Source organism: Mycobacterium sp. ZZG, from assembly GCF_054786995.1.
Map to the genome: position 1 here is coordinate 23,267 of NZ_JBTBFV010000012.1, position 24,320 is coordinate 47,586.

General features: G+C 68.5%; 19 protein-coding genes and 1 pseudogene. 8 read left to right on the top strand and 12 right to left on the bottom strand.

The features are described from left to right. Positions 1–8: 8 nt before the first annotated feature. Together ACXMYJ_RS09735 and ACXMYJ_RS09740 are read right to left on the bottom strand one after the other, a co-directional pair. Positions 9–3,467 (bottom strand): TM0106 family RecB-like putative nuclease, encoded by a 3,459-nt coding sequence (locus ACXMYJ_RS09735; protein ID WP_260754709.1) that lies wholly within the window; start codon positions 3,465–3,467, stop codon positions 9–11. Positions 3,468–3,583: 116 nt separating this feature from the next. Beyond that, entirely contained in the window at positions 3,584–4,150 is a 567-nt protein-coding gene (locus ACXMYJ_RS09740) for an LppP/LprE family lipoprotein (protein WP_460355736.1), read from the bottom strand. Positions 4,151–4,240: 90 nt separating this feature from the next. Here ACXMYJ_RS09740 and ACXMYJ_RS09745 point away from each other — a divergent pair, with 90 nt between their 5' ends. The 4 genes from ACXMYJ_RS09745 (at position 4,241) to ACXMYJ_RS09760 (ending at position 10,351) form a co-directional block, all read left to right on the top strand. Continuing rightward, positions 4,241–5,926 (top strand): DEAD/DEAH box helicase, encoded by a 1,686-nt coding sequence (locus ACXMYJ_RS09745; protein ID WP_260754707.1) that lies wholly within the window; start codon positions 4,241–4,243, stop codon positions 5,924–5,926. A gap of 20 nt (positions 5,927–5,946) precedes the next feature. Continuing rightward, positions 5,947–7,080 (top strand): acyltransferase family protein, encoded by a 1,134-nt coding sequence (locus tag ACXMYJ_RS09750; RefSeq protein WP_460355847.1) that lies wholly within the window; start codon positions 5,947–5,949, stop codon positions 7,078–7,080. A 70-nt stretch (positions 7,081–7,150) separates the two neighbouring features. Then, positions 7,151–7,867, top strand: coding sequence for a siderophore-interacting protein (locus tag ACXMYJ_RS09755; RefSeq protein ID WP_443187137.1), 717 nt, complete (start codon positions 7,151–7,153; stop codon positions 7,865–7,867). Positions 7,868–7,993: 126 nt separating this feature from the next. Beyond that, entirely contained in the window at positions 7,994–10,351 is a 2,358-nt protein-coding gene (locus ACXMYJ_RS09760; protein ID WP_460355739.1) for an arylsulfatase, read from the top strand. A 6-nt stretch (positions 10,352–10,357) separates the two neighbouring features. Here ACXMYJ_RS09760 and ACXMYJ_RS09765 read toward each other — a convergent pair whose 3' ends face one another. The 5 genes from ACXMYJ_RS09765 to ACXMYJ_RS09785 all read right to left on the bottom strand — a co-directional run bounded on the left by ACXMYJ_RS09765 (position 10,358) and on the right by ACXMYJ_RS09785 (position 15,714). Continuing rightward, positions 10,358–10,936, bottom strand: coding sequence for a TetR/AcrR family transcriptional regulator (locus ACXMYJ_RS09765; RefSeq protein WP_260754704.1), 579 nt, complete (start codon positions 10,934–10,936; stop codon positions 10,358–10,360). Beyond that, complete coding sequence (locus ACXMYJ_RS09770) at positions 10,936–12,189, bottom strand: cytochrome P450 (protein WP_443187139.1); 1,254 nt, start codon at positions 12,187–12,189, stop codon at positions 10,936–10,938. Before ACXMYJ_RS09770 ends, ACXMYJ_RS09765 begins: the two co-directional genes overlap by 1 nt. Positions 12,190–12,288: 99 nt before the next feature. After that, positions 12,289–13,650 carry an FAD-binding oxidoreductase gene (locus ACXMYJ_RS09775; RefSeq protein WP_260754702.1) on the bottom strand — a complete coding sequence of 454 codons (1,362 nt, stop codon included), beginning with the start codon at positions 13,648–13,650 and terminating at the stop codon, positions 12,289–12,291. 42 nt (positions 13,651–13,692) lie between these two features. Further along, the gene (gene tap, locus ACXMYJ_RS09780) at positions 13,693–14,949 is read right to left on the bottom strand and encodes a multidrug efflux MFS transporter Tap (protein ID WP_260754701.1); all 1,257 of its coding nucleotides are present in this window, start codon (positions 14,947–14,949) and stop codon (positions 13,693–13,695) included. Positions 14,950–15,024: 75 nt separating this feature from the next. Beyond that, positions 15,025–15,714 (bottom strand): sensor domain-containing protein, encoded by a 690-nt coding sequence (locus tag ACXMYJ_RS09785; RefSeq protein WP_460355743.1) that lies wholly within the window; start codon positions 15,712–15,714, stop codon positions 15,025–15,027. 131 nt (positions 15,715–15,845) lie between these two features. On the opposite strand from ACXMYJ_RS09785, the gene ACXMYJ_RS09790 reads away from it, so the two are divergent. Further along, complete coding sequence (locus tag ACXMYJ_RS09790) at positions 15,846–16,694, top strand: uracil-DNA glycosylase (protein ID WP_260754699.1); 849 nt, start codon at positions 15,846–15,848, stop codon at positions 16,692–16,694. Between the two features lie 111 nt (positions 16,695–16,805). Continuing rightward, a complete protein-coding gene (locus ACXMYJ_RS09795; protein ID WP_260754698.1) occupies positions 16,806–17,855 on the top strand; it encodes an LLM class flavin-dependent oxidoreductase in 1,050 nt (349 codons plus the stop codon). On the opposite strand, the gene ACXMYJ_RS09800 is transcribed toward ACXMYJ_RS09795, so the two are convergent. From ACXMYJ_RS09800 to ACXMYJ_RS09810, 3 genes are read right to left on the bottom strand one after another with little or no spacing between them, the layout of a single operon-like run. After that, complete coding sequence (locus tag ACXMYJ_RS09800) at positions 17,852–18,310, bottom strand: nitroreductase family deazaflavin-dependent oxidoreductase (RefSeq protein WP_260754697.1); 459 nt, start codon at positions 18,308–18,310, stop codon at positions 17,852–17,854. The two genes, ACXMYJ_RS09795 and ACXMYJ_RS09800, sit on opposite strands and share 4 nt — an antisense overlap. A gap of 3 nt (positions 18,311–18,313) precedes the next feature. Next, positions 18,314–18,751: an HIT family protein gene (locus ACXMYJ_RS09805; protein WP_260754696.1), complete on the bottom strand. Its 438-nt coding sequence runs from the start codon at positions 18,749–18,751 to the stop codon at positions 18,314–18,316. Positions 18,752–18,767: 16 nt separating this feature from the next. Continuing rightward, positions 18,768–19,331 (bottom strand): DNA-deoxyinosine glycosylase, encoded by a 564-nt coding sequence (locus ACXMYJ_RS09810; protein ID WP_460355749.1) that lies wholly within the window; start codon positions 19,329–19,331, stop codon positions 18,768–18,770. A gap of 30 nt (positions 19,332–19,361) precedes the next feature. Between ACXMYJ_RS09810 and ACXMYJ_RS09815 the strand changes: the two genes are divergently transcribed. Together ACXMYJ_RS09815 and ACXMYJ_RS09820 are read left to right on the top strand one after the other, a co-directional pair. After that, positions 19,362–20,489, top strand: coding sequence for an adenylate/guanylate cyclase domain-containing protein (locus tag ACXMYJ_RS09815; RefSeq protein WP_260758227.1), 1,128 nt, complete (start codon positions 19,362–19,364; stop codon positions 20,487–20,489). 77 nt (positions 20,490–20,566) lie between these two features. Next, positions 20,567–21,951 (top strand): annotated as a pseudogene (locus ACXMYJ_RS09820) (HNH endonuclease signature motif containing protein). Here the strand turns inward: ACXMYJ_RS09820 and ACXMYJ_RS09825 are convergent. Both ACXMYJ_RS09825 and ACXMYJ_RS09830 read right to left on the bottom strand, forming a co-directional pair. Continuing rightward, positions 21,952–24,174, bottom strand: coding sequence for a heavy metal translocating P-type ATPase (locus ACXMYJ_RS09825; protein WP_443187157.1), 2,223 nt, complete (start codon positions 24,172–24,174; stop codon positions 21,952–21,954). It lies immediately after the preceding pseudogene. Continuing rightward, entirely contained in the window at positions 24,171–24,317 is a 147-nt protein-coding gene (locus ACXMYJ_RS09830; RefSeq protein WP_260754692.1) for a hypothetical protein, read from the bottom strand. Before ACXMYJ_RS09830 ends, ACXMYJ_RS09825 begins: the two co-directional genes overlap by 4 nt. Positions 24,318–24,320 lie beyond the last annotated feature (3 nt).

Sequence of the window (24,320 nt, forward strand, 5' to 3'; positions counted from 1 at the left end):
CGCTTCGGTCACTCCGTGGGTGTATCACATGCCGACAGCGACAGGAACGCGCCCAACTCGCTGAGGCGTTCCGGCGTGCCGGGCAGATATTCGGTGAGGTGGCGCGAGCGCACGATCACGGCAAGGTATTTCGCGCGGCTGACCGCGACGTTGAGGCGATTCCTGTTGAGCAGGAAGGCGATCCCGCGGGGCACGTCGTCCACCGAGGAGGCGGTCATCGACATGAACACCACCGGGGCCTGCTGACCCTGGAACTTGTCGACGGTCCCCGCCCGTACCTCGGTGAGCCCCACCGCATCGAGGTGGCGGCGGACCAGCGTCACCTGCGCGTTGTACGGAGTGACGACGAGGATGTCGCGCTGGGCCAGCGGCCCGGCGCCGTCCTCGTCGGACCATTCGGTACCGAGCAGTCCGGTGATCTCGGCGACGATGGCGGCGGCTTCCTCCGGGCTCTCGGTCGCGTTGCCGAGGTGGTCCAGGGCCAGTGTCCGCACACCCGGCGCGACGCCGGCCAGGCGGCGCGCGGCGGTGACGCTCTCCGCCGACAGCAGCCGTCCGTCGTAGGACAGCCGGGACACGGCCCGGCACACACCGGGATGCATGCGGTAGGAGCGGTCCAGGAAATAGCCCCGCTCGGGCGGCAGGGTGTGGTGGCCGTCGACCAGCCAGCCCAGCGCCGATCCGTCGACTGGTTCGGGATGGGTGCCCTGGCTGACTTGCGGGAGTTGCTGCGGGTCGCCGAGCAGCAGCACGTTGCGCGCCGACTGCGCCACCGCGACGGTGTTGGCCAGGCTGAATTGCCCGGCCTCCTCGATCACCAGCAGATCGAGGCTGTCGCGGGCGATCTTGGCGGCGTTGGCGAAATCCCACGCGGTGCCGCCGACGACGCAGCCGTCCTGGCACAGGAACTGCGCGTAGTCGTCGCGGTCCAGTGCGGTCCACCCGGTGGTGACGGTGTGCAGTTTCTTGCCGACCCGGGCGCCGTCCACGCCGGCCTTCATCACGTCGCCGAACAAGTTCTCCACCACCGCATGCGACTGCGCCACCACCCCGACCCGCCAGCCGTGCCGGTCGACCAGGGTCGCGATCACCTTGCCGGAGGTGTGCGTCTTGCCGGTGCCGGGCGGGCCGTGCACGGCCAGGTACGACGAGTCCAGGTCCAGCAGTGCTGCGGTGATGTCCGCGACGGCATCACCGGTGCGCGGCAGTGCCGAGCCGCTGCGCATCCGGGGCGGCCGGCGCAGCAGGATGTCGGTGAGTGCGTCGGCGGGCAGGTTCGGCAATCCGGCGGCCACCAGTTCCGCGGTCCGGGCGATCGAGTCCTGCAGCTGGGTGGTGCCGATCGGCGGTCCTGGGGTCAGCGCGAACGGCACCTGCGTGAACACCTCGCCGTTCTTGGGCTGCCGCTCGACGACGAGGACCTCGGTCGGCGCTTCCGGGTCGTCGCATTCGGTGACCTTCACCGCGCCGAACGCACGCCGGTCCGGGTCGTCGGACAGCCCGGCCGGCGACGGTGGGTCGTACAGCGCGTACATCTCTGCGGCGATCTCGCCGGCCGCGATCTCGCCGAACAACCGGACGTGCCGCTGCGGCTTGCGCGCCCTCGGCGGCGTGTGCCAGTCGGCAACGATCTCGTGGCGATCGGCGATGAAAACCCCGCTGTCGTCCGCCCATTCGTCGACCGGATTGTTCACCCGGTCGAAGTGCGCCCACCAGAACGGCTTGTCTTCGCGCTTGTGGAAACCCTTGGCAGCGGCGACCATCGCGACCGCGGCCTGCGCCGGGCTGCGGACCTCGATGCCGTCGCCGGCGAACTTGAGCAGTGTGCGCTCGACCCGGTCGGGCGCGGAGTCCGCGGCTTCGCGGCTGCCGGTGGTGGCCGACACCGGCGTCGGCCCCCGTGGCGGCACGCCCGACTCGATGGCGCGGGCCATCAGCCAGTCCCGGAGGCGCCGTGTCGAGCGGCAGTCGTAGCGGTTGTACTCCTCGATCTCCTTGAGCACGGTGGCGGCCTCGTCGGTGCGGCCCTCGTCGCGCAGCTCGCAGTAGCGGGCGTACTCGGTGATCGAGGCGGTGGCATTGGTGACCTCGCCGTCGCGCAGCTCGTTGCCCATGTAGAGCGGCTCCAACGACTTGATGCTGTAGTTCTCGGTGCCCACCCGGATGGTCTTGCGCACCAAGGGGTACAGGTCGACGAGCACACCGTCGCGCAGCAGTTCGTCGATCTCGCGCTCACCTTCGCCGTAACGCCCCGCCAGCCGCAGCAGCGTGCTCTTCTCGTAGGCGGCGTAGTGGTAGATGTGCATACCCGGGTGGCGGCGTCTTCGCTTGCGCACCATGGCGAGGAAATCCTTGAGCGCCTGACGTTCGTCGGGGCGGTTGTGCGCCCAGAACGGATGGAACTCGTCGTTGACCGTCAGCACGCCCCACAGGTACTCAAGCCCCCACTCACGGCCGTCGCCGGTCCACAGCGGGTCGCCCTCGAAATCGAAGAACAGGTCACCCCGGTCGACGTCGGGCAGCACCATCAGCGGCTGCGCGTCGACCAGTTCATACGGCGGCTTGCCGTCCACCCGGTCGGCGAGCTGAAGCCGGGCTTGCGCCGTCAGCGCCGTAACGGTACGAGCGGACAGCTCGGGCACCGGGCCGCGGTGGGCGGCCAGTTCCCGCATGGTGGTGATGTCCGCGTCGAGCAGCCGGGCCCGCTGGCTGACCCGCATTCCGGCGACGAGCAGCAGATCGTCGTGTGCGCGCACCTGCGGCTCACATTCGGAGCACCGGAAGCAGGCCCGGATGTGTTGGTCCTGCCAGCTCACCGGCCGCCCGCCGGACAGGTGGTCGTCGAGCAGCCGCTGCAGCGCGTCCCGCCGCGGCCGGTAGACCGGCAGCAGCTCGTCGACCGGGTAGCTGACGGTGGTGCCGTCGCCGAGCACCAGGTCTACTTCGTCGGCGACGGGAACGCCTGCGGCGGTGAGGGTTTCGGCGTAGGCTGCCATCTGCAGCAGCGCCTCGACCTTGACCGAGCGGGCCAGTTTGGTGTCGCGCAGGCGGTAACGCGGCCGGCCGGGGGTCCTGCCGGGGCCTTGCGGGTCCTCCAGGATCAAAAAGTCGGCGAACCCGACAAACCGGCCATCGAACATCGCGGCCTGATAGATGACCGGTGCCCGGCGTTCGATCGCCTGTCTGGTCTGCTCGGCGGCGGCCGTCAGTCCGGCGACCGTGTACTTGGGCCTGCCGATGATCGCGACGTCGGCCTCGTGCCGGAGGGCATCGAGGTGGCGCTGTTCGTGCTCGTCGCCGAGAGTTGCGGTGCGAGCCAGCAATTCGTCGTCGCCGGACACGGCGGGACCCCATCCCAGCCGCGCGTCGAACGAACGAAGCAGCGCGTACTCACAACGCGCCGCGGCGGCGAGGTCGGAGGCGCTGTAGACGACTCGGACCTCGTCAGCGTCGGTGGCGACGAACACGCAGTCACTGTAGGTGACGCCTCCGACAGCTCGCGGTCCCGCGAAACCGCCACCACGGTAGCGCGTGGCACCGATTCACTACGCTGTGTGCGCTTTCGCGAAACAGCCGCGACAAGCTAGCCGGGCGTGTTGCCGATCAGCTCGACCCCGCTGCCGTTCCACCGAAACTTCACCACGCTGTCCAGCCCGGGCACCCCGCCGGAGTACTTCAGCGCGACGGTGTCACCGGTGCTCTGGGTGGAGTCCAGGCCGTTGAACCCGTAGGTGTCGGGCACCCCGGTCGGGATGAACTTGCCCTGGTGGAACAGCAGCGCGCGGGTGTTCGGGTTCTCCGCGTTGGTGTTGGCTTTGATGATCACCGCGGACAGCTGCGCGCACTCGTTGTAGTTGCCCGCCAACGGCTCGGGGCTCCAGCCCTGGCTGCTGCGCGGGTCGCGTGGCAGCTCGTTGACAGCCCTGGCGATCTCGGGTGCGGCCAGATCGGTCGCGCACGGATCGTCGGCGGGCGCCGGGCCCGGCGGCGGACCGGACGGGGCCGGCGCAGCGGTCGTCGACACCGCGGCGGACGCTCCGGCGCTGGGCTCAGGAGTCTTGGAGACCGTGGAATCCCCGGAGCTGCAGGCGGTGGCGGTCAGCACTGCTGCCCCCAGCAGGAGGGAGCCGATGGTCGCCGCCCTTTTCACAGTTGCGCACCGTACCGGGCCGGGCCCGGGTGCAGGGGAAGGCGCGCAGGGGCGGGAACACCTCGCGACAAGCACTAGACTTCCACCACGATGACGTCGACGAATGCGGAGCCAGAGCCCGCGGACCTGACCTTTGCCGACCTGCGGATACACCCTTCGGTGCTGCAGGCGGTCGCCGACGTCGGCTATGAATCGCCTTCGCCGATCCAGGCGGCCACCATCCCGGCGATGCTGGAAGGGTCCGATGTCGTCGGGCTGGCCCAGACCGGGACGGGCAAGACCGCGGCGTTCGCGATCCCGATCCTGTCCAAGATCGACACCGACAGCCGCCATACCCAGGCCTTGGTCCTGGCCCCCACCCGTGAGCTCGCGCTGCAGGTCGCCGAGGCTTTCGGCCGGTACGGAGCTCACCTGCGGGTCAACGTGCTGCCGGTCTACGGCGGGTCGTCCTACGTGCCGCAGCTGGCGGGTCTCAAGCGCGGCGCCCAGGTCGTCGTGGGCACCCCGGGCCGAGTGATCGACCACCTGGAGAAGGGGAGTCTGGACCTTTCGCACCTGGACTATCTGGTGCTCGACGAGGCCGACGAGATGCTGCAGATGGGCTTCGCCGAGGACGTGGAGCGCATCCTCGCCGACACCCCCGAGTACAAGCAGGTCGCCCTGTTCTCGGCGACGATGCCACCGGCGATCAAGAAGATCACCGCCAAGTATCTGCACGACCCGGTCGAGGTGACGGTCAAGTCGAAGACGCAGACCGCCGAGAACATCACGCAGCGGTACTTCCTGGTGTCGTATCCGCGCAAGATGGACGCGCTGACCCGCCTGCTGGAGACCGAGCAGGGCGACGCGATGATCGTGTTCGTTCGCACCAAGCAGGCCACCGAGGAGGTGGCCGAGAAGCTGAGGGCCCGCGGTTTCGCGGCGGCGGCCATCAACGGCGACATCCCGCAAGCGGTCCGCGAGCGGACCATCTCGCAGCTCAAAGATGGGACCATCGACATCCTGGTCGCCACCGACGTCGCGGCCCGCGGCCTCGACGTCGAACGCATCTCGCATGTGGTGAACTTCGACATCCCGCACGACCCGGAGTCCTATGTGCACCGTATCGGGCGCACCGGACGCGCGGGCAGGTCGGGCACCGCGCTGCTGTTCGTGACGCCGCGGGAACGGCACCTGCTCGGCGCGATCGAGCGGGTGACCCGGCAGAAGCTCGTCGAGTCCGAGCTCCCGTCGGTGGAGGATGTCAACGAGAAGCGGGTCGCGAAGTTCCGTGACTCGATCACCGACGCGCTGGACAAGCCGGGCATCGACCTGTTCCGCACGCTGATCGAGGGCTACGAGCGCGATCACGACGTCCCGATGGCCGACATCGCCGCGGCGCTGGCCCTGCAGAGCCGTGACGGGGCGGAGTTCCTGATGACAGAACCCCCGCCGGAGAAGCGGCGAGAACGACGCGAGCGCGACGGTGAGGATCGGGCACCGCGTAAACCGCGCGAGCGGCGCAGCGACCTGGCGACGTACCGGATCGCGGTCGGCAAGCGGCACAAGGTCGCCCCGGGAGCGATCGTCGGAGCGATCGCCAACGAGGGCGGTCTGCACCGTAGCGATTTCGGGCACATCACCATCAACGTCGACCACTCGCTGGTCGAACTGCCGGCCAAACTGTCGCCCAAGACGCTGAAAGCGCTGGAGAACACCAGGATCCAAGGTCAGCTGATCAGTCTCCAACCCGACCGCGGGCCGAAACCGCATCGGGGGAAGCCCAAGTCCAAGTGACCCTGTCCGACCGGGACCGCCTGTCCCTCGGCGACGACGACGTCGGTGGGCTGGAGTCGGTCACGACGACCGGGCGCGTCGCGTCCCTGACGGGAATCCGCGCGGTCGCAGCGCTGCTGGTGGTGCTCACCCACGCGGCCTACACGACGGGCAAGTACCCGCAGGGCTTTGTGGGCCTGGTGTATTCGCGCATGGAGATCGGGGTGCCGATCTTCTTCGTGCTGTCGGGCTTCCTGTTGTTCCTGCCCTGGGTGAAGGCGGCACACGCCGGTGATGCGCCTCCGTCGGTGCGCCGCTACGCCTGGCACCGAGTTCGGCGGATCATGCCCGCCTACGTCGTCACCGTCCTGGCCGCGTACCTGGTCTATCACTTCCGCACGGCGGGCCCGAATCCCGGACACACCTGGGAGGGCCTGTTCCGCAACCTCACCCTGACCCAGATTTACACCGACAACTATCTGTATTCCTTTCTGCATCAAGGCCTTACCCAGATGTGGAGTCTGGCCGTCGAGGTCGCGTTCTACGTGGCGCTCCCGGTGCTGGCCTACCTGCTGCTGGTGGTGCTGTGCCGGCGGCGGTGGCGTCCGGGCCTGTTGCTGACCGGCCTCGCGGCACTGGCTTTGGTGTCGCCGGCGTGGATGTGGTTGGTGCACAGCACGACGTTCCTGCCCGACGGGGCCAAACTGTGGCTGCCCGGATACCTGGCGTGGTTCGTCGGCGGCATGGTGTTGGCGGCGCTGCAGCCGTTGGGGGTCCGGGCTTACGCGCTGGCGTGTGTGCCGCTGGCGTTGATCTGCTACCTGATCGCGTCGACCCCGATCGCCGGTGAACCCACGACCTCGCCGGCGGAGTTGCGGGAGGCCTTGGCCAAGACGGTGTTCTACGCCGTGATCGCCACTCTGGTGGTGGCACCGCTGGCGCTGACCGACCGGGGCTGGTACCCGCGCCTGATGGCCAGCCGGCCGATGGTGTTCCTCGGTGAGATCTCCTACGAGATCTTCCTGATCCACCTCGTCACCATGGAACTGGTCATGGTGGAGATCCTGCGCTACCCGATCTACACCGGGTCGGTGTGGTTGCTGTTCTTCGGCACGCTCGCGGTGACGATCCCGCCGGCGTGGCTGTTGCACCGTTTCACCCGCGTCCGGTCTTGAGGAAGGGCCGGGCTCACCGATCAAGTTAGGTTACGCTTACCTGACACAGGGATCGAGGGGTGACGAGTCCATGACGGACACCAGGAAGTCGCGCGGATTCGCGGGCGCGGTGCTCAAGCTGTTGCGCGCCGGGGACTATGAGCTCACGGTCACCGGGCGGACCCAGGTCAGCCCGCATTACCTGCGGCTGAGTTTCCAGGCCGGCGGCCTGCTCACGGACCGTGCGCTGCACCCGACGATGTGGGTCCGGATGTGGTTCTCCGACGGCGACAAGCTGCATCAGCGGGGGTACACCCTGGTCAACCCCGATCCGCAGCACGACACCGTCGACGTCGAGTTCGCGCTGCACGACGGCGTCGCATCCCGCTGGGCCGAACAGGCCCAGCCGGGCGACACCATCGAGGTCACCGTGCTGGGCAGCAACTTCGCGCTGCCCGACCCGCGCCCGGCCGGCTATGTGATCGTCGGCGACACCGCGTCGCTGCCGGCGGTCAACTCGCTGCTCGACGCGATCGGCGACGCGCCCGCCCAGATCTTCCTGGAGGCTGCGCACGACGACGACCGGCAGCTCCCGGTGCGGCGCAGCGCCGACGTGACGTGGGTGGACCGCAAGAACGACGGCGAGGCGCTGGTGTCGGCGGTGGCCGCCTCGGCGTTCGACGCCTCCGACCGCTTCGGCTGGGTGGCCTGCGACAACCGCACCACCCGAGCGGTGGCCAAGCTGCTGCGGGAGGACTACAAGATTGCGCGCAAATCCATCAAGGCGCAGGCCTACTGGGTGGCGTGAGCTGTCGATGACCAGCTGGTGACGGCCTGTCGGCGAAGACGTCAATACCGGGCGTCGGCCGCCGCCGCGCCTTACGCTGACGCTGCGGAGAACCCAAGAAGCGTGGTTCCAGGACGGAGGGCAGCCTTGTCCGATTCAGTAGCGGATCCGGTGCGGCGGGACATCCTGCCGATCCCGGATCCTCATCATGTCGGATTGACGACATATGACGCCAAGGATCCGGACACCACCTATCCGCCGATCACGACGCTGCGGCCGCCCGAAGGCGCGCCCAATGTGCTGATCGTCCTGCTGGATGACGTCGGTTTCGGCGCAAGCTCGGCGTTCGGTGGGCCGTGCCAGACCCCGACCGCCGAGCGGTTGGCGGCGAACGGTCTCAAGCTCAACAGGTTCCACACCACCGCTTTGTGTTCTCCGACGCGTCAGGCCCTGCTCACGGGTCGCAATCACCACTCCGTCGGCATGGGTGGTGTCACCGAGATCGCCACGTCGGCGCCGGGCTACTCCAGTATCCGGCCCAAGGACAAGGCTCCGGTGGCGGAAACACTTCGGCTCAATGGCTATTCGACCAGTCAGTTCGGCAAGTGCCACGAGGTGCCGGTTTGGGAGGTGTCGCCGGTCGGGCCGTTCCACCAGTGGCCGACCGGATCAGGGTTCGAGCACTTCTACGGGTTCATCGGGGGAGAGGCCAACCAGTACTACCCCGGACTGTACGAAGGCACCAAGCCGGTCGAACCCGAGAAGACTCCAGAACAGGGTTACACCCTCACCGAGGACCTGGCCGATCGCGCGATCACTTGGGTGCGCCAGCAGCAGGCGCTCACACCGGACAAGCCGTTCTTCATGTACTTCGCCCCCGGCGCCACGCACGCTCCGCACCACGTACCCCGGCAATGGTCCGACAAGTACAAGGGGAAATTCGACGACGGCTGGGACGTGTTGCGGGAGAACATGCTCGTCAACCAGAAAGCGCTCGGCGTCGTCCCCGACGACGCGGTGTTGACTGCGCGCCACGACGAGATACCCGCGTGGGACGACATGCCCGCCGAGCTCAAACCGGTGCTCGCGCGGCAGATGGAGATCTACGCCGGCTTCCTCGAACAGACTGACCACGAGGTCGGCCGGCTGATCGACGCGATCGACGAACTCGGCGCGCTCGACAACACGCTGATCTACTACATCATCGGTGACAACGGGGCCTCGGCCGAGGGCACGCCGAACGGCTGCTTCAACGAGATGTGCACCCTCAACGGGCTGGCCGGCATCGAGACGCCGGAGTTCCTGTTGTCGAAGATCGACGACTTCGGCACCCCCGACGCCTACAACCACTACGCCGTCGGTTGGGCGCATGCGTTGTGTGGACCGTATCAATGGACCAAGCAGGTGGCGTCGCACTGGGGCGGCACCCGCAACGGGACCATCGTGGTTTGGCCGAACGGGATTGCGGCCAAAGGAGAGACCCGAGATCAGTTCCACCATGTGATCGACGTGGTGCCGACGATCCTTGAGGCCGCAAAACTCCCGGCGCCGACAGTGGTGAACAGCATCCAGCAGGCCCCGCTCGAGGGGGTCAGCATGATGTCCACGCTGCGGGATCGCGACGCCGCGGAGACGCACACCGTGCAGTATTTCGAGATGTTCGGCAACCGCGGGATCTACCACAAGGGCTGGACAGCGGTGACCAAGCACCGGACCCCGTGGATGGCCGACCAGCCGTCGCTCGACGAGGACATCTGGGAGCTCTACGCTCCGCAAGACTGGACCCAGGCACACGACCTGGCAGCGGAGCAACCGGAGAGACTTGCCGCGCTGCAACGTCTTTGGCTGATCGAAGCTGTCAAGTACAACGTCGTGCCTCTGGACGACCGGTCGTTCGAACGGTTCAATCCGGACATCGCCGGGCGCCCGCAGTTGATCAAGGGCACGACCCAGACGCTGTTCGCCGGAATGCGGCTGCTGGAGAACTGCGTACTGAACATCAAGAACAAGTCGCATGCGGTAACCGCGGTGATCTCCGTGCCGGACGGAGGGGCCGAAGGTGTCATCGTCAGTCAGGGTGGCGGCGTGGGCGGTTGGTGCATGTACGCCCACGAGAAGCGGCTGAAGTACTGCTACAACTTTTTCGGTATCGAGTACTTCTACGTGACCGCGGACAGTCCCATTCCGCCGGGCCGGCATCACGTCGGATTCGAGTTCGTCTACGACGGAGGAGGTCTCGGTAAGGGCGGAAGCGTCACCCTCTACTGCGACGAAAAGCCGGTCGGGAGCGGACGAGTCGAGCGGACCGAGCCCTTGGCGTTCTCGGCCGACGAGGCCTGTGATGTCGGCTCCGACACCGGCTCACCGACGTCCCCGGATTATGGCCCGCAGGGTAATGGATTCAACGGTCGCATCGATTGGGTGAAGATCGACATCGGCCCGGACAGCCACGACCATCTCATCACCGCCCAGGACAGGTTCACCATCTCGATGGCGCGGCAATAGCCGGATTCACTGCGTGGCCTGAGCCGGCAGCACGATCGGCACCACGAACTCCTCGAGCATGCTGCGCTCGTCGGCCTCATCGCGGCCGGGGAACACCAGCAGCGACGTCATCACGCGCACCAGCCACCGCGCCCGGTGCGCGACCAGATGTGATTCGTCGGGCCCGAGCGAGATCACGAACGCCTCGGTGAGTGCTTTGATCACCTCGGACTGTTCGGCCATCTCTCCGCCGATGGGGCGCTGGGCGGTGGCGAACCACGATGCCAGAGCTGGACTCTGGCGTACGTTCTGCAGCGAGGCCAGCATGCCCTCGATCAGCCGTTCCCGCGGATCGGTGAAGGACATGACGTGGTCGGTCATCTCGCGGTAGAGCCGGTAGGCCTCACGGTGTACGTAGGCGGTGTAGAGCGCCTCGCGATTTTCGAAGTAGCGATACAGCGTGGCTCGGGAACATCCTGCCGCCGAGGCGATTTCATGCATACCGACCGTGGCTGCCGGTTGTTCGGCGAACAGTTCGCCGGCCGCGTCCAGGATGCGGTCGGCGGCCACCTCGGTGCGGCGGGCCGCCAGCCAGTCTCCAGCCATCAGCCCGTTACCGTGAACGGCACCGACAGGGGCCGTCGGACGTAAGAACCGCCGGCCCAGGTGATCCCAGACTCGTCGACCTCGAACTCCGGGATTCGGGTCAGCAACTCGGTCAGCGCCACCCGCGACTGCATCCGCGCCGCGGCGGCGCCCAGGCAATGGTGTGCCCCATGGCTGAAGGTCAGGATGTTGCGGGGCCGGCGGGTGACGTCGAGTTCACCGGCGTCGTCGCCGTACTGGCGTTCGTCGCGGTTGCCCGACCCGTACAGGAACATCACCCGACGGCCTTCCGGAATCGTGACGTCGCCGATCGTGACCTCACGCGTCACCGTGCGGCCCAGCATCTGTACCGGGGAGGTCAGCCGGAGGAACTCGTCGATGGCGTCGGGGATCAGGGTGGGGTCGCCGCTGAGCAGGGCGCGCTGGTCGGGGCGCTGGTGCAGCAGTTGCACCGATCCGCCCAGCATGCCGGTGGTGGTGTCGTTGCCGCCGGTGACCATCGTGAACGTGAACGCCAGAATCGACAGCACCCCGGAGATGTCGCCGTCGGAGCCGACACCGGCGGCCACCAGATGCGACACCGTGTCGTCCTCGGGGTCGGTGCGGCGCCGTTCGATGAGTGCGGTGAAATAGGCCATCATCTCGCCGAGTGCGTCCCCGACCGTCTCCAGCGCTCCAGCAAGACCGCCCACGCTGGTGTTGGCCGCCACGATGGCGTCGGTCCAGCCGTCGAACTTGGCCCGATCCTCGTCCGGCACACCGAGATAGTGGGCGACGACCATCGACGGCAGCGGCTTGAACAGCTCGGCGACGATGTCTCCACCGCCGTTGGCCTTGAGGCGTTCGATCCGTTCGACGACGTACGCGCGGACCTTGGGCTCGACCGCCTCGACCTGGCGCGGAGTGAAGCCCCGCGCAACCAGCTTGCGGAACTCGGTGTGCACCGGCGGATCCTGCATCACCATCGGCGGGTTGTCGGCCAGCCCGATCAGGTCCAGCTCGCCGTAGTTGACGGTCAGCCCGAGCGCCGAGGAGAACGTCTGGTGGTCGCGGGCGGCGGCCCAGATGTCGGCATGCCGGGACAGGACGTAATAGTCACCCGGTTCGGCAGCGTCCAGGCGGTCCTGCGGGACGACGTGGTGCACCGGGTCGCGATCGCGCAGCGCCCGGTACATCGGCCATGGATTCTGCCAGCTGTCCGCGTCGGCGAGCACGAACCGGGCAGGGGAGTTCTGAGACAAAGTCGCAGTCATGTCTTATGGGTACGACAATTGCCAGTGAATGTCAACTATCGCCGGCGTATCCGATCGCGTCGGTGTGGCGCGGCGCGGCGACGGAAATGCGTCGACGTCTCAGATCGCCGCGCCGGGGTTGAGGATGCCGTCGGGATCCAACGCCTGCTTGATGCGGCGGTTGAGCTCCATCACCTCGGGGCCGAGCTGACCGGCCAGCCACGGCCGCTTCAACCTGCCCACGCCATGCTCGCCGGTGATCGTGCCGCCCAGGCTGACCGCCAGATCCATGATCTCGCCGAACGCCTGCTGGGCCCGCTGCTCCATGGCCGCGTCGCTGGGGTCGAACACGATCAGCGGGTGGGTGTTGCCGTCGCCGGCGTGCGCGATCACCGAGATCATCAGGTCGTGCACGCCCGCGATCTTCTCGATGCCGCCGACCAACTCGGCCAGTGCCGGCAGTGGGACGCCGACATCCTCCAGCAGCAGCGTGCCCTTGGCCTCGACCGCCGGGATCGCGAACCGCCGGGCGACGACGAACGCCTCACCCTCGTCCGGGTCCGACGTCGAAAACACTTCCTTGGCACCGTGTTTGGTAAAGACCTCGGCCATGAACTCGGCGTCCTGCGCGCCGGAGGGTCCGCGGTCGTCGCTGGCGGCGACCATCATCGCCGCCGCGTCACGGTCCAGCCCCATCTTGAGCTTGTCCTCGACGGCGTTGATCGCCGCCGAGTCCATGAACTCCAGCATCGACGGCCGGATCCTGCCCGTGATGGTGACCACAGCGTCGGCGGCGTCCTCGACCGAGTCGAACGTCGCCACCACCGTGCAGGCGCCGCTCTGGGCGGGCAGCAGTTTGAGGGTCACCTCGGTGACAACGCCGAGCGTGCCTTCACTGCCGACGAACAACTTCGTCAGTGATAGTCCGGCAACGTCTTTGAGGCGGGGCCCGCCGAGCCGCAGGGCCGTGCCGTCGGCCAGCACCACCTGCAGGCCGAGCACGTAGTCGGTGGTCACCCCGTACTTCACGCAACACAGCCCACCGGCGTTAGTGGCGATGTTGCCGCCGATGCTGCAGATCTCGAACGACGACGGGTCCGGCGGGTACCACAGCCCGTACTCGGCGACGGCCTTCTTCACCTCGGCGTTGAGCAGCCCGGGCTGGGCGACCGCAGTCCGGGTGACGGGATCGACGGTGATGTCACGCATCCTCTCGGTGGACAACACAATGCCGCCGTCGAGAGCCGTTGCGCCGCCGGACAATCCGGTGCCCATACCGCGCGGGACCACCGCGATCCGGTGGGCGGTGGCCCACCGCAGCACGGCCTGGACCTCCTCGGTGCGCCGGGGCCGCACCACCGCCAGCGGGGTACCCGCGCCCGGGTCGGCGGCGCGGTCCTGGCGGTAGGACTGCAGAATGTCGGGATCGGTCACGACCGTGCCCTCGGGCAGTTCGGCGATCAGGCTTGCCAGCGGTTGCACAGCCGCCAGTGTAGGTCTGCCCCGGACGCGGCCACGGCAAAGTCAGGCAATGCCCGAATCCGGTCTGGGCTCCAGATCCAGCTCGCGCAACGCCGGCAGGAACACCGCCACGACGCCAAGCGCCAGCATCGGCAACGACAGCGCGAGGAACGTGGTGTGCAGACCGGCCGCGTCGGCCAGCGGACCCGCCAGGATCAGCCCCAGCGGTCCGGCCGCGTAGGCCAGCGATCCCATCACCCCGACCACGCGGCCGCGCAGGTGTTGCGGGGCGCGGGTCTGCATCACGTAGTTGTAGATCGGTGCGATCGGGCCGTAGACGAACCCGACGACCGCGCACAGCACCAGGATCACCGGCAGCGGCGGCAGGAACGCGATCACGGTCATGGCCGCTCCCAGCGTCAGCACCGCGGCCAGCATCACGGTGCGCCGCCGCAGGTAGCGCGACATCACCGCATAGCCGAGGGCCCCGACGAGCCCACCGACGCTCAGCGCCATCAGCACCCACCCCAGTTGTGCGGGTTCATTGCGGTCTGTGAAGTACTTCGGGAACAGCACGCTCTCCATCGGCATGTACAGGCCGGTCGCCGCGAGGTCCACGAAGGCCAGCGTGCGCAAGACCTTGTTCTCCCACACGAAGCGCAGACCCTCGACGATGCCGGCCCACACCCCACCGGACATCGCCGACGGGTCGGGCCGCCCGGCGCCTTCCAGCTTCAGCGCGGCGATCGCGACCATCGACAGGACGAACGCCCCCGCGGTCACCCACATCGTGTCGATGCCGCCGAGGGTGGCGATCAGCAGTCCGCCGATGCCGGGCCCGACGATGTAGGCCAGGTTGAACACCGCCTCGAAGACGCTGTTGGCGTGGTCGAGGGTCCACCCGGCGCGCCGCGCCGCCTCGGGGAGCATCGTCTCGCGGGCCGTCATCCCGGCGGGGTCGAAGAACGCACCGAGCGCGGCGAGCGCCGCCAGCACCCCGACGTTGACGGCGTCGGCGCCGAACAGCAGCGCCAGCACCGGCACGGCGGCCACCGACACCGCCGACAGCGCGTCGGAGATCATCGACACCCGCCGGCGGCCGAGGTAGTCGACCGCCGCCCCGGCCAGCAGGGTAGCGGCCAGCAGCGGCAGCGTCCCCGCCATCGCGACGATCGACGCGTCGAGCGCAGAACCGGTGCGCTGCAACACCAGCCACGGGAACGCCACGATCGAGATGCCGTTGCCCGCGCCGGCCATCAGCGCCGCGAACAGGATCAGCAGCAGCGGGCCGCGCCTACTGGGCGCTCGGGTGGGCGTCATGGGTTATCGCCGGGAATCTAACAGCGCCGCGCCCCGCCGGCCACGGAATTTACTGCAGAAGGCTCGGTTTCGCGGCTACCACGTCGCCTCGACGTTGGTGGCGATCTGTTCGGCGATCCGCACCGCGGAGTCACCCGGATCGGCGCTGCACGTGTTGACGTCGACGATCACGTTATTGCGGTGCACCAGCGCCCGCCCGCACCCCCAGCCCGGCGCCGCGGCGTCCTGCTGCATCGCCACGGTGCTCAACGTGCGCTCGCGCTCGGTGATCTGACCGACCTTCCACTGCGTGCCGCTCTGGGTGTGGGTGTACTCATGGCAGGCCGGCCACTGCCGGACCGAGGCGTCGAAAAACTCGGCGGCCTTCTCCAGGTACGGGAAGAGCACCACCGACTGCTTGACGTAGTTCTTCCACGTGCTCTCGGCGCTGCCGTCGTTGAGGCTCTGATCGCGCTCGGCCTGGAACCCGCTGGCGGCGTAGACCCCCCACTCGGCCGCGCCGTCTACGGCGAGGCATTCCGGCGGCGACATGATCGCGCTGTGGTCGGCCATCGTCGCGCGTGACTCCGTCACCGTCATCGCCGGCACGCCCATCGCGGCGGCGGCGTCCTGCGGGCTGAGCAGCAGACCGCCCAGCTCGCGTTCGACCAGCGGCCGCGGAATCATTGTGCGGGTCGGGGTGGCCGACTCCGCGCTGCTGATCGTGTTCGCGCATCCGGTGACCACGATGCAGATGCCCAGGATCGCCGCTTTCGCCCGTCGCATAGTGTCCCCCAATCGAAACGCTGCGCGACCAATGGTGCGGGAGTAGCGATCGCCCGCGTGTGAGGGAAGCGGTGTTTCGTGATAACGATGAACGGTGCTTTCTGGTAACGAATGACGCGGCCCGGTAACGAATGATGCGTCCCTCGCAGCAACGGCTGCCGCACCCGCGCACCGGTGAACTGTTCACCTCGCCGGTGCGGCCGGGTAGCGGCTGGCCGGGTGACCCCGCGACGCGACGGACAGCGGTGGCGGCCACGCCGGCCGATGTGGCGGCGATCGCGGAGGCGGCCACGAGCCTCAAGCAGGTCGACGCCGGGATCTCGGTGTGCCGGGCCTGCCCGCGGCTGGTGCGTTGGCGGGAGGAGGTCGCCGTCGAGAAGCGCAGATCGTATGCCGACGAGCCGTACTGGGGACGGCCGGCGACGGGACTGGGGCCGGCGCGGCCCCGCATCTTCGTCGTCGGTCTCGCCCCGGCCGCGCACGGGGCCAACCGGACCGGGCGGGTGTTCACCGGGGATCGCTCTGGCGACTTCCTGTTCGCCTCGCTGTACCGCAGTGGTCTGGCCAACCAGCCGACGGCCACCGACAGCGGGGACGGGCTGGAGCTCATCGACGTCCGCGTGGCGGCCGCCGTACGGTGCGCGCCGCCGGGCAACGCGCCGGCTCCGGCCGAGCGCAGCACGTGCGCGCCGTGGCTGGACGCCGAGTGGCGGCTGGCCGGCGCCGGCGTGGGGGTGATCGTCGCGCTGGGCGGGTTCGCATGGCAGGCGGCGCTGGCGATGCTGCGCCGGGCGGGCGCGTCGGCCGGAACACCCGCGCCGAAGTTCGGGCACGGCGCCACGGCCGCGGTGCGGACGCCCCGCGGGGACGTCACGCTGCTGGGCTGCTATCACCCAAGCCAGCAGAACACCTTCACCGGCCGGCTGACCCCACAGATGATGGACGACATCTTCGCCACCGCCCGTGAGATATCGGCGTGACCGTCCTCGCTCAGCGACCCTCGCTCAGCGACAGAGTCCACGTCGAAATTCCGCCGGAAACCAGGGACGGAAACAGGGAACGGACCGGTACCGCGGGGCGTTGAATTGGGAATGCGGCTCTCAGTTCTCGACCTCGTACCCGTGCGCTCGGACCAGAGCACCTCCGACGCGATCGCCGCGTCGACGCTGCTGGCCCAGACCGCCGACCGGCTGGGATACACCCGCTACTGGGTCGCCGAACACCACAACATGCCATCGGTCGCGGCCACCAGCCCTCCGGTGCTGATCGCCCACCTGGCCGCGCACACGTCGACGGTGCGACTGGGTTCCGGCGGCGTGATGCTGCCCAACCACGCGCCGCTGGCGGTCGCCGAACAGTTCGCCCTGTTGGAAGCGGCCCACCCCGGACGCATCGACCTCGGCATCGGACGGGCCCCGGGCTCGGATCCGGTGACGTCGCTGGCGCTGCGCGGGGCGGCCGGCCGCGACGAACGCGACATCGAGGCGTTCCCCGAGTACCTCGACGACGTGGCCGCGCTGATGAGCAGCGAGGGAGTACGGGTGTCGCTGCCGCGCGACCTGATGCGCGACAACTACATCCTCAAGGCCACTCCTGCCGCGGTCACCGAACCGCGGCTGTGGCTACTGGGTTCGTCGATGTACTCCGCGCGTCTGGCCGCCGCCAAGGGCCTGCCGTACGTGTTCGCACACCACTTCGCCGACCACGGCACCGAGGAGGCGATGCAGTACTACCGCGACAACTTCCGGCCCAGCGAGCTGACTCCGGAGCCGGTCACGTTCCTGACGGTCAACGCCGTCGTCGCCGAAACCCGGGACGAGGCCATGCGCTTGATCCTGCCCAACCTGCAGATGATGGCGCGGCTTCGGACAGGGCAGCCGCTGGTGCCGATCGACCTCGTCGAGGACGCCGAAGCCCGGGACGTCGATCCGCGGGCCCGCGCCGTCATGGACGCCGGGCTGCGTCAGGCCGTGGTGGGCTCGCCAGCCGACGCGGCCGGCCAGGTGCACGAGCTGGCTGAGAAGTTCGGCGTCGACGAGGTGATGGTGCATCCGGTGGCGTCGGCGTACCGCGGGGTCGACCCGGCGACCGCGCCGGCGCGCGAGACCACGCTGGAACTGCTGGCCAGGGAGATCTTTTAGCTCTTCGGTGTGAGCCGGACCAGCGGGATGCTGCGCGAGGTCCGTTTCTGATAGCCCTCGTAGCGGTTCGAGTTCCCGTCGTTGACCATCTTCCACAGCCGCGGATAGTCCGGATCGCCGGCGAGCACCGGGGTGGCGGTCACGGCCAAACGCCTTGGTCCGATGTTGATCTCGATATCCGGGTCAGCCTTCAGGTTGTGATACCAGCCGGGGGACTTCGGGTCACCGCCTTTGGAGGCGACGACGTAGTAGCTTGCGCCGTCGGGGAAGTACGACAGCGTGTTGGTGCGCGGCTTCCCGGTCTTGGCGCCCACGGTGTGCAGCAGCAGCGACGGCGCAACGCCGGGCAGCGGGATGCGATGGCCGATGCGCCCGCCGGTGCTCTTGTACAGCTTGTCGTGCAGCATCAGCAGCCGAGTGCCGATGTTCTGTTCCACCCACTGCGCAATGCCCATGGGTCATTCTTTCTCGGCGGCATCGAGTTGCGCCAGTGCTTCGCGCAGCAGCCGTCCGGTCTCCTCGCGGTCGGGGTCGCGGCGTATCAGCATGCCCTTGGCGAACTTCACCTTGTCGCCGTCGCGCCGCGGCACCACGTGCAGGTGGACATGGAACACCGTCTGGAACGCGGCCTTGCCGTCGTTGACGGCGATGTTGTTGCCGTCGGCGTGTAGTCCCGACGCGCGGGCCGCCTTCGCGATGCGCTGACCCAACATCGCCATTGCGGCCAGCGTCTGGGGCGGGGTGTCGGTCAGATCGACGGTGTGCGCCTTCGGGAACACCAGTGTGTGTCCGCGGGTGAACGGCCGGATGTCGAGGATGGCGAGAAAGTCGTCGTCCTCGTGGATGCGGATGGCGGGGGCCTCACCGGCGACGATGGCGCAGAAGACGCAGGACATCCCGTGAGGTTAACGCCTACCCGTGCCGTGTGGCTCGATCGTTGAGGCGGCGGTCGCGCTCGTCGGCGGACATGTCCTCGATGCGGACCATGTCGGTGATCTGGCGCCAGGCGTCCAGTTTGCGGTCGAAGGACATGGTCTGCGCCGGGCTGGTCGACGGCAGCCGGCGGTAGCGCAGGGTGTCCCGCGCGCCGACGAGCCGGCCGTAGTTCTTCTCGGCGGCGGCGCCGTTGAAGTACACGTGGGTGATTTCGGGGTGCGCGGCGTAGAACCCGTCGAAGTCGTTGGGCGCCATGCTGTCCGGCTCGACGGCCGAGTCGAGGCTGCCGATCCTGCGGCAGTGTTTGAGCACATCCCACACCGCGACCCCGGCACCCGTCAGCGTGGCAACGCGGTGCTCGTACGGGCCTGCGGGGTCGAATCCGAACAGCTCGCCCATGATGGCCCAGAACGCATTGCGCGTGTAGGCGTAGTAGCGCTGCGCCTGCAGTGACGCGACACCGGGCATGTTGCCCAGAACCAGGATGCGGGCACCGGCCGCGGCGAGCGGCGGGAAGCTCTGCAGCGTCGGGGAGGTCATGTGCCCGACTATGCCGTATACGTTGGGCGGGTGGCCGAACACCTCGATCTGGAGACATCCGGGCTGCTCGATGGGCTCGAAGGCGCCGCGCGGGCCGAGCGTGCGGAGTTGATCCGCTGGCTGGCCGAACGTGGGGTCGGCCTCGATCAGATCCGCGGTAACCCGGCGCCCATGCTGCTGGCGTCGCGGCGGGTCATCGGTGACGACGGCCGGTACGTGTCGGCGCGGCAGGCCGCGTCGCAGGCCCGCGTCGACCTGGCGCTGTTCGAGCGGATTCAGCGCGCCATGGGACTGCCGCGAGTGGACGATCCCGACGCCGAGGTGTTTCTGCGTGCCGATGCCGAGGCGGCGAAGTTCACCCGTGATTTCCTCGACGTCGGGATCGATCCCGATGAGCTGGTGCAGATCACCAGGCTCCTCGGTGACGGGTTGTCCCGGGCGGCCGAGGCGATGCGCCATGCCGCGTTGGCCGCCGTGATACGCCCGGGCGCCACCGAATTGGAGATCGCGCAGGCGTCCGAGAGCCTCGTGGCGAACGTGGCGCCACTGCTCGGTCCGATGATCCAGGAGGTCCTGCTGCTGCAGCTGCGCCACGCGATCGAGACCGAGGCCGTCAACGCGACCGAACGTGCTGAGGGACAACATCTGCCGGGTGCGCGGCTGGTGACGATCGGGTTCGCCGACCTGGTCGGGTTCACCAGGCTGGGCGAGGCGGTTCAGCCTGAGGAGCTGGAGCACCTGTCGCAGCGCCTGGCGGACATGACGCGCGAATTCGCGCTTGCCCCGGTGCGATTCGTGAAGACGATCGGTGACGAGGTGATGCTGGTCAGCCCGGAGCCGGCGCCGCTGCTGGAGACGATGCTGCGCCTGGTCGAGGAGACCGAGGACGAGGACGACTTCCCGCGGTTGCGCGCCGGTGTCGCGACCGGCATGGCGGTCAGCCGCGCCGGGGACTGGTTCGGCAGCCCGGTCAATCTCGCCGCCCGGGTCACCGGTGCGGCGCGGCCGGGGTCGGTACTGGTGGCCGAATCGGCCCGGGAAGCGATCGGCGACGACGAGCGGTTCACCTGGTCGTTCGCCGGGGCCAAGCACTTGAAGGGGATCAAATCGGATGTGAAAGCCTTCCGGGTACGTCGGCAGAGCTCTGAGAAACGCTGAAAACTCTTCTGCCACTTTGGTTTCTCTGGTCACGTGGCGGCATGGATCTGTCGGTGGTTCGAACTAGTGTTCGATGTATGGAGTTGGTGTCGGAGGCGGTGGGGGCGATCGTCGAGCAGATCGGTGTGCTGTCCAAGGCCGCCGATGAGCTCTCGCACCGCGAGTTGGTCGGGCTGCTGGCCGAGCTGACCACGGTGTTGCGCAGCGTGCCGGCGCTCGAGCACAAGGTGTTGGCCCGGTTGATCGAGGAGACCGAGCCGCATCGGCTCGGGGAATCGTCGTGGAAGGGCGTTCTGACCACCTCGCTGCGGGTCAGTGGCGCCGAAGCGGGGCGGCGGCTGCGACGGGCCAAAATGCTCGGGCCGCGGCGGGCGATGACGGGCCAGCCTCTTGCGCCGGTGTGGGAAGCCACCGCCGCCGCCCAGGCTCAGGGCGTGCTGGATGACGAGTACATCACGGTGATCGCGAAGTTCCACCAGAAGCTACCCGCCTGGGTGGATGTGGACACCCGCGCGGCCGCCGATGCCCACCTGGCCGCCCTGGGCTCGGGTCTGGGTCCCGACGAGCTCGATGCGGCCGCGGGGCGGTTGTTGATGATGATCGATCAGGACGGCCCCGAACCCGCCGACGACGAGGTGGCCCGGAAACGCTGGGTGAAGATCGGCAAGCAGCAGCGCGACGGGTTTCGCACAATCTCGGGCTACCTCGACGCCGAAACCCTGCCTACCTGGAGGCGACCCTGGCCAAGGAGGCCGCCCCCGGGGCCAACATGCCCGACCCGCAGCCCGGTGAGGAGCCGGCCGAGTCATCCGCCGGGGCGGGCCCGGAGACGGGTCGGGATACCCGCACCGAAGGGCAGCGCAATCACGACGGCCTCAAAGCCCTGCTGCGCCGCACCCTCGAATCCGGACAGCTGGGCAGCCATAACGGGTTACCGGTGACGGTGATCGTCTCGACCAGCTTGCAGGAGCTGGAAAAGGGTGCCGGGGTGGCGGTCACCGGCGGCGGCTCGCTGCTGCCGATGCCCGATCTGATCCGGATGGCCGCCCGCGCCCACCACTACCTCTACGTCTACGACGAACACACCGGTCAAAGCCTCTACCTCGGCCGGGCCCAACGGCTGGCCAACGCCGCCCAGCGGATCGTCCTGCACGCCCGTGATCGTGGCTGCACCCGGCCCGGCTGCACCGTGCCGGGGTACTGGTGCCAGGTCCACCACGCGGCCGCGGACTGGAAAAACGACGGCCAGACCGACATCGACGACCTCACCCTGGCCTGCGGACCGCACAACCGGATGATCGAGAACACCGGCTGGACCACCACCAAAAACGCCAAGAACCAGACCGAATGGCACCCGCCACCCGAACTCGACGCGGGCCAACACCGCACGCAGCTGATCAATGGCTACCACCACCCCGAACGCCACCTACTCCCCGACAACGAGGACGACGACGATCCGTGATCAGCGGGACGGCGTGAACGCGCGCAGCCGAAGGCTGTTGCTGACCACGAACACAGAACTGAAAGCCATCGCGGCGCCTGCGATCATCGGGTTGAGCAGCCCGGCAGCGGCCAACGGCAGCGCCGCGATGTTGTAGGCGAACGCCCAGAACAGGTTGCCCTTGATCGTGCTCAACGTCCTGCGGGACAACCGGATCGCGTCCGGCACCGCCCTCAGGTCGTTGCTGACCAGCGTCAGGTCACTGGCTTCGATCGCGACGTCGGTGCCGCTGCCCATCGCCAACCCGAGGTCGGCTTGCGCCAGCGCCGCTGCGTCGTTGACGCCGTCGCCGACCATCGCGACCACCTTGCCGCTGTCCTGGAGGCGTCTGACGGTGTCGACCTTGTCCTGTGGCAGCACGCCGGCGACCACCTCGTCGATGCCGACCTCGGCGGCGACCGCGCGTGCGACCGCCTCGTTGTCACCTGTCACCATGATCGGCGTCAATCCCAGCTGCTTCAGCAGCGAAATCCCCTCGGCGGAACTGGGTTTGATCGCGTCGGCAACCATCAGCACGCCGCGGGCGCGACCGTCCCAGCTCACCACGACCGCTGTCTGGCCGTCAGCTTCGGCGCGTGCCACCACGGCGTGGACGTCGTCGGGGATGTCGGCCGAGTGCTCCACCAGCAGGCGGGACCGGCCCAGCAGGACCGTCCGGCCGTCCACCTCACCGGACACCCCGAGGCCCCGCAGGTTGGTGAACGCCGCGACCTCGGGCAACTCGCCGAGCTTTTCGCGTGCGCCGGTGGCGATGGCACGGGCGATCGGATGCTCCGACGGGTTCTCCACCGCGCCGGCGATCCGCAGCACCTCGTCGGGCTGCTCCCCGTCGGCGGCGAACACGTCAACCAGCGTCATGTTGCCCGTCGTCACCGTGCCGGTCTTGTCGACGATCACCGTGTCCACCCGGCGGGTGTCCTCGAGCACCTCGGGACCCTTGATCAGGATGCCGAGTTGGGCCCCGCGGCCCGTGCCGACCATCAGCGCCGTCGGCGTCGCGAGGCCCAGTGCGCACGGGCACGCGATGATCAACACCGCGACCGCTGCGGTGAACGCCGCGGCCGGTGAGAACCCGCTGCCGATCCAGAAGCCCAGGGTGGCCACCGACAACGCGATCACGATCGGGACGAACACCCCGGAGATCCGGTCGGCCAGCCGCTGCGCCTGCGCCTTGCCGTTCTGTGCGTCCTCGACAAGGCGTGCCATCTGCGCGAGCTGCGTGTCGGCGCCCACACGTTCGGCACGCACCACCAGACGGCCGTCGACGTTCACCGTCGCTCCGACCACCTGGTCGCCGGGGGCCACCTCCGCCGGCACCGATTCGCCGGTCAGCATGGACGCATCGACCGCCGAGGCGCCCTCCAGCACCACGCCGTCGGCGGCGATCTTCTCGCCCGGCCGCACCACGAACTCGTCGCCGATCGCCAACTGGTCGATCGGAATGCGTTGCTCTGCACCGGCTCTGCGGACGGTGACCTCGCGGACGCCGAGCTCCAGCAGCGCCCGCAGCGCGGCTCCGGCACGTCGTTTGGCCCGCGCCTCGAAGTAGCGGCCCGCCAGGATGAACGTCGTCACCCCGGCGGCGGCTTCGAGGTAGATGTTGGCGCTGCCGTCGGTGCGGGCAATGGTCAGCTCGAACGGGTGCGTCATCCCCGGTACACCCGCCGTGCCCCAGAACAGCGCATAGACCGACCAGCCGAACGCGGCGAGCGTGCCGATCGAGACCAGCGTGTCCATCGTGGCGGCCCCGTGGCGCAGATTCGTCCACGCCGCCTGATGGAACGGCCAGGCGCCCCACACCACCACCGGCGCGGCCAGCGTCAGCGACAGCCACTGCCAGGAGGTGAACTGCAGCGCCGGCACCATCGCCATCGCGATCACCGGGATCGAGAGGACAACGCAGATCAGCAAGCGGCGCTTCAGCGCATCCGCCGGATCGTCGGGATCTGCGGCGGCATCTGCCGATTCGGCCGGGGGCTGCGGCAGCGCAGCCCGGTATCCGGCGGATTCGACCGCCGTGACCAGCTGTTCGGGGGTGATCTGCTGGTCGTATTCGACGCGCGCCTTCTCGGTCGCGAAGTTCACCGTGGCGCTGACGCCGTCGAGCTTGTTCAGCTTCTTCTCGACCCGCGCCGCGCAGGACGCGCAGGTCATCCCGCCGATGGTCAGTTCGACCGTGTTCATCGATGCACGCCTCCGTGATGGTCGCTCGTCGCGGGGGCCACGCCGTCGGGCGCCGGTCCGAAGGTATGGCCCACCCACAGCGATGCCGCGAACACCACGGCGAGCATGGCGAGGAAGGTGGCGATCTTCACCGGGGTGGTCATCAC

What these genes read in the sequence shown, in the direction of transcription:
- ACXMYJ_RS09745 (WP_260754707.1), top strand. Translation starts at nt 4,241, where the DNA reads ATGACGTCGACGAATGCGGAGCCAGAGCCCGCGGACCTGACCTTTGCC.
- ACXMYJ_RS09755 (WP_443187137.1), top strand. Translation starts at nt 7,151, where the DNA reads ATGACGGACACCAGGAAGTCGCGCGGATTCGCGGGCGCGGTGCTCAAG.
- ACXMYJ_RS09765 (WP_260754704.1), bottom strand. Translation starts at nt 10,936, where the DNA reads ATGGCTGGAGACTGGCTGGCGGCCCGCCGCACCGAGGTGGCCGCCGAC.
- ACXMYJ_RS09770 (WP_443187139.1), bottom strand. Translation starts at nt 12,189, where the DNA reads ATGACTGCGACTTTGTCTCAGAACTCCCCTGCCCGGTTCGTGCTCGCC.
- tap (WP_260754701.1), bottom strand. Translation starts at nt 14,949, where the DNA reads ATGACGCCCACCCGAGCGCCCAGTAGGCGCGGCCCGCTGCTGCTGATC.
- ACXMYJ_RS09785 (WP_460355743.1), bottom strand. Translation starts at nt 15,714, where the DNA reads ATGCGACGGGCGAAAGCGGCGATCCTGGGCATCTGCATCGTGGTCACC.
- ACXMYJ_RS09790 (WP_260754699.1), top strand. Translation starts at nt 15,846, where the DNA reads ATGATGCGTCCCTCGCAGCAACGGCTGCCGCACCCGCGCACCGGTGAA.
- ACXMYJ_RS09795 (WP_260754698.1), top strand. Translation starts at nt 16,806, where the DNA reads ATGCGGCTCTCAGTTCTCGACCTCGTACCCGTGCGCTCGGACCAGAGC.
- ACXMYJ_RS09800 (WP_260754697.1), bottom strand. Translation starts at nt 18,310, where the DNA reads ATGGGCATTGCGCAGTGGGTGGAACAGAACATCGGCACTCGGCTGCTG.
- ACXMYJ_RS09805 (WP_260754696.1), bottom strand. Translation starts at nt 18,751, where the DNA reads ATGTCCTGCGTCTTCTGCGCCATCGTCGCCGGTGAGGCCCCCGCCATC.
- ACXMYJ_RS09810 (WP_460355749.1), bottom strand. Translation starts at nt 19,331, where the DNA reads ATGACCTCCCCGACGCTGCAGAGCTTCCCGCCGCTCGCCGCGGCCGGT.
- ACXMYJ_RS09825 (WP_443187157.1), bottom strand. Translation starts at nt 24,174, where the DNA reads ATGAACACGGTCGAACTGACCATCGGCGGGATGACCTGCGCGTCCTGC.
- ACXMYJ_RS09830 (WP_260754692.1), bottom strand. Translation starts at nt 24,317, where the DNA reads ATGACCACCCCGGTGAAGATCGCCACCTTCCTCGCCATGCTCGCCGTG.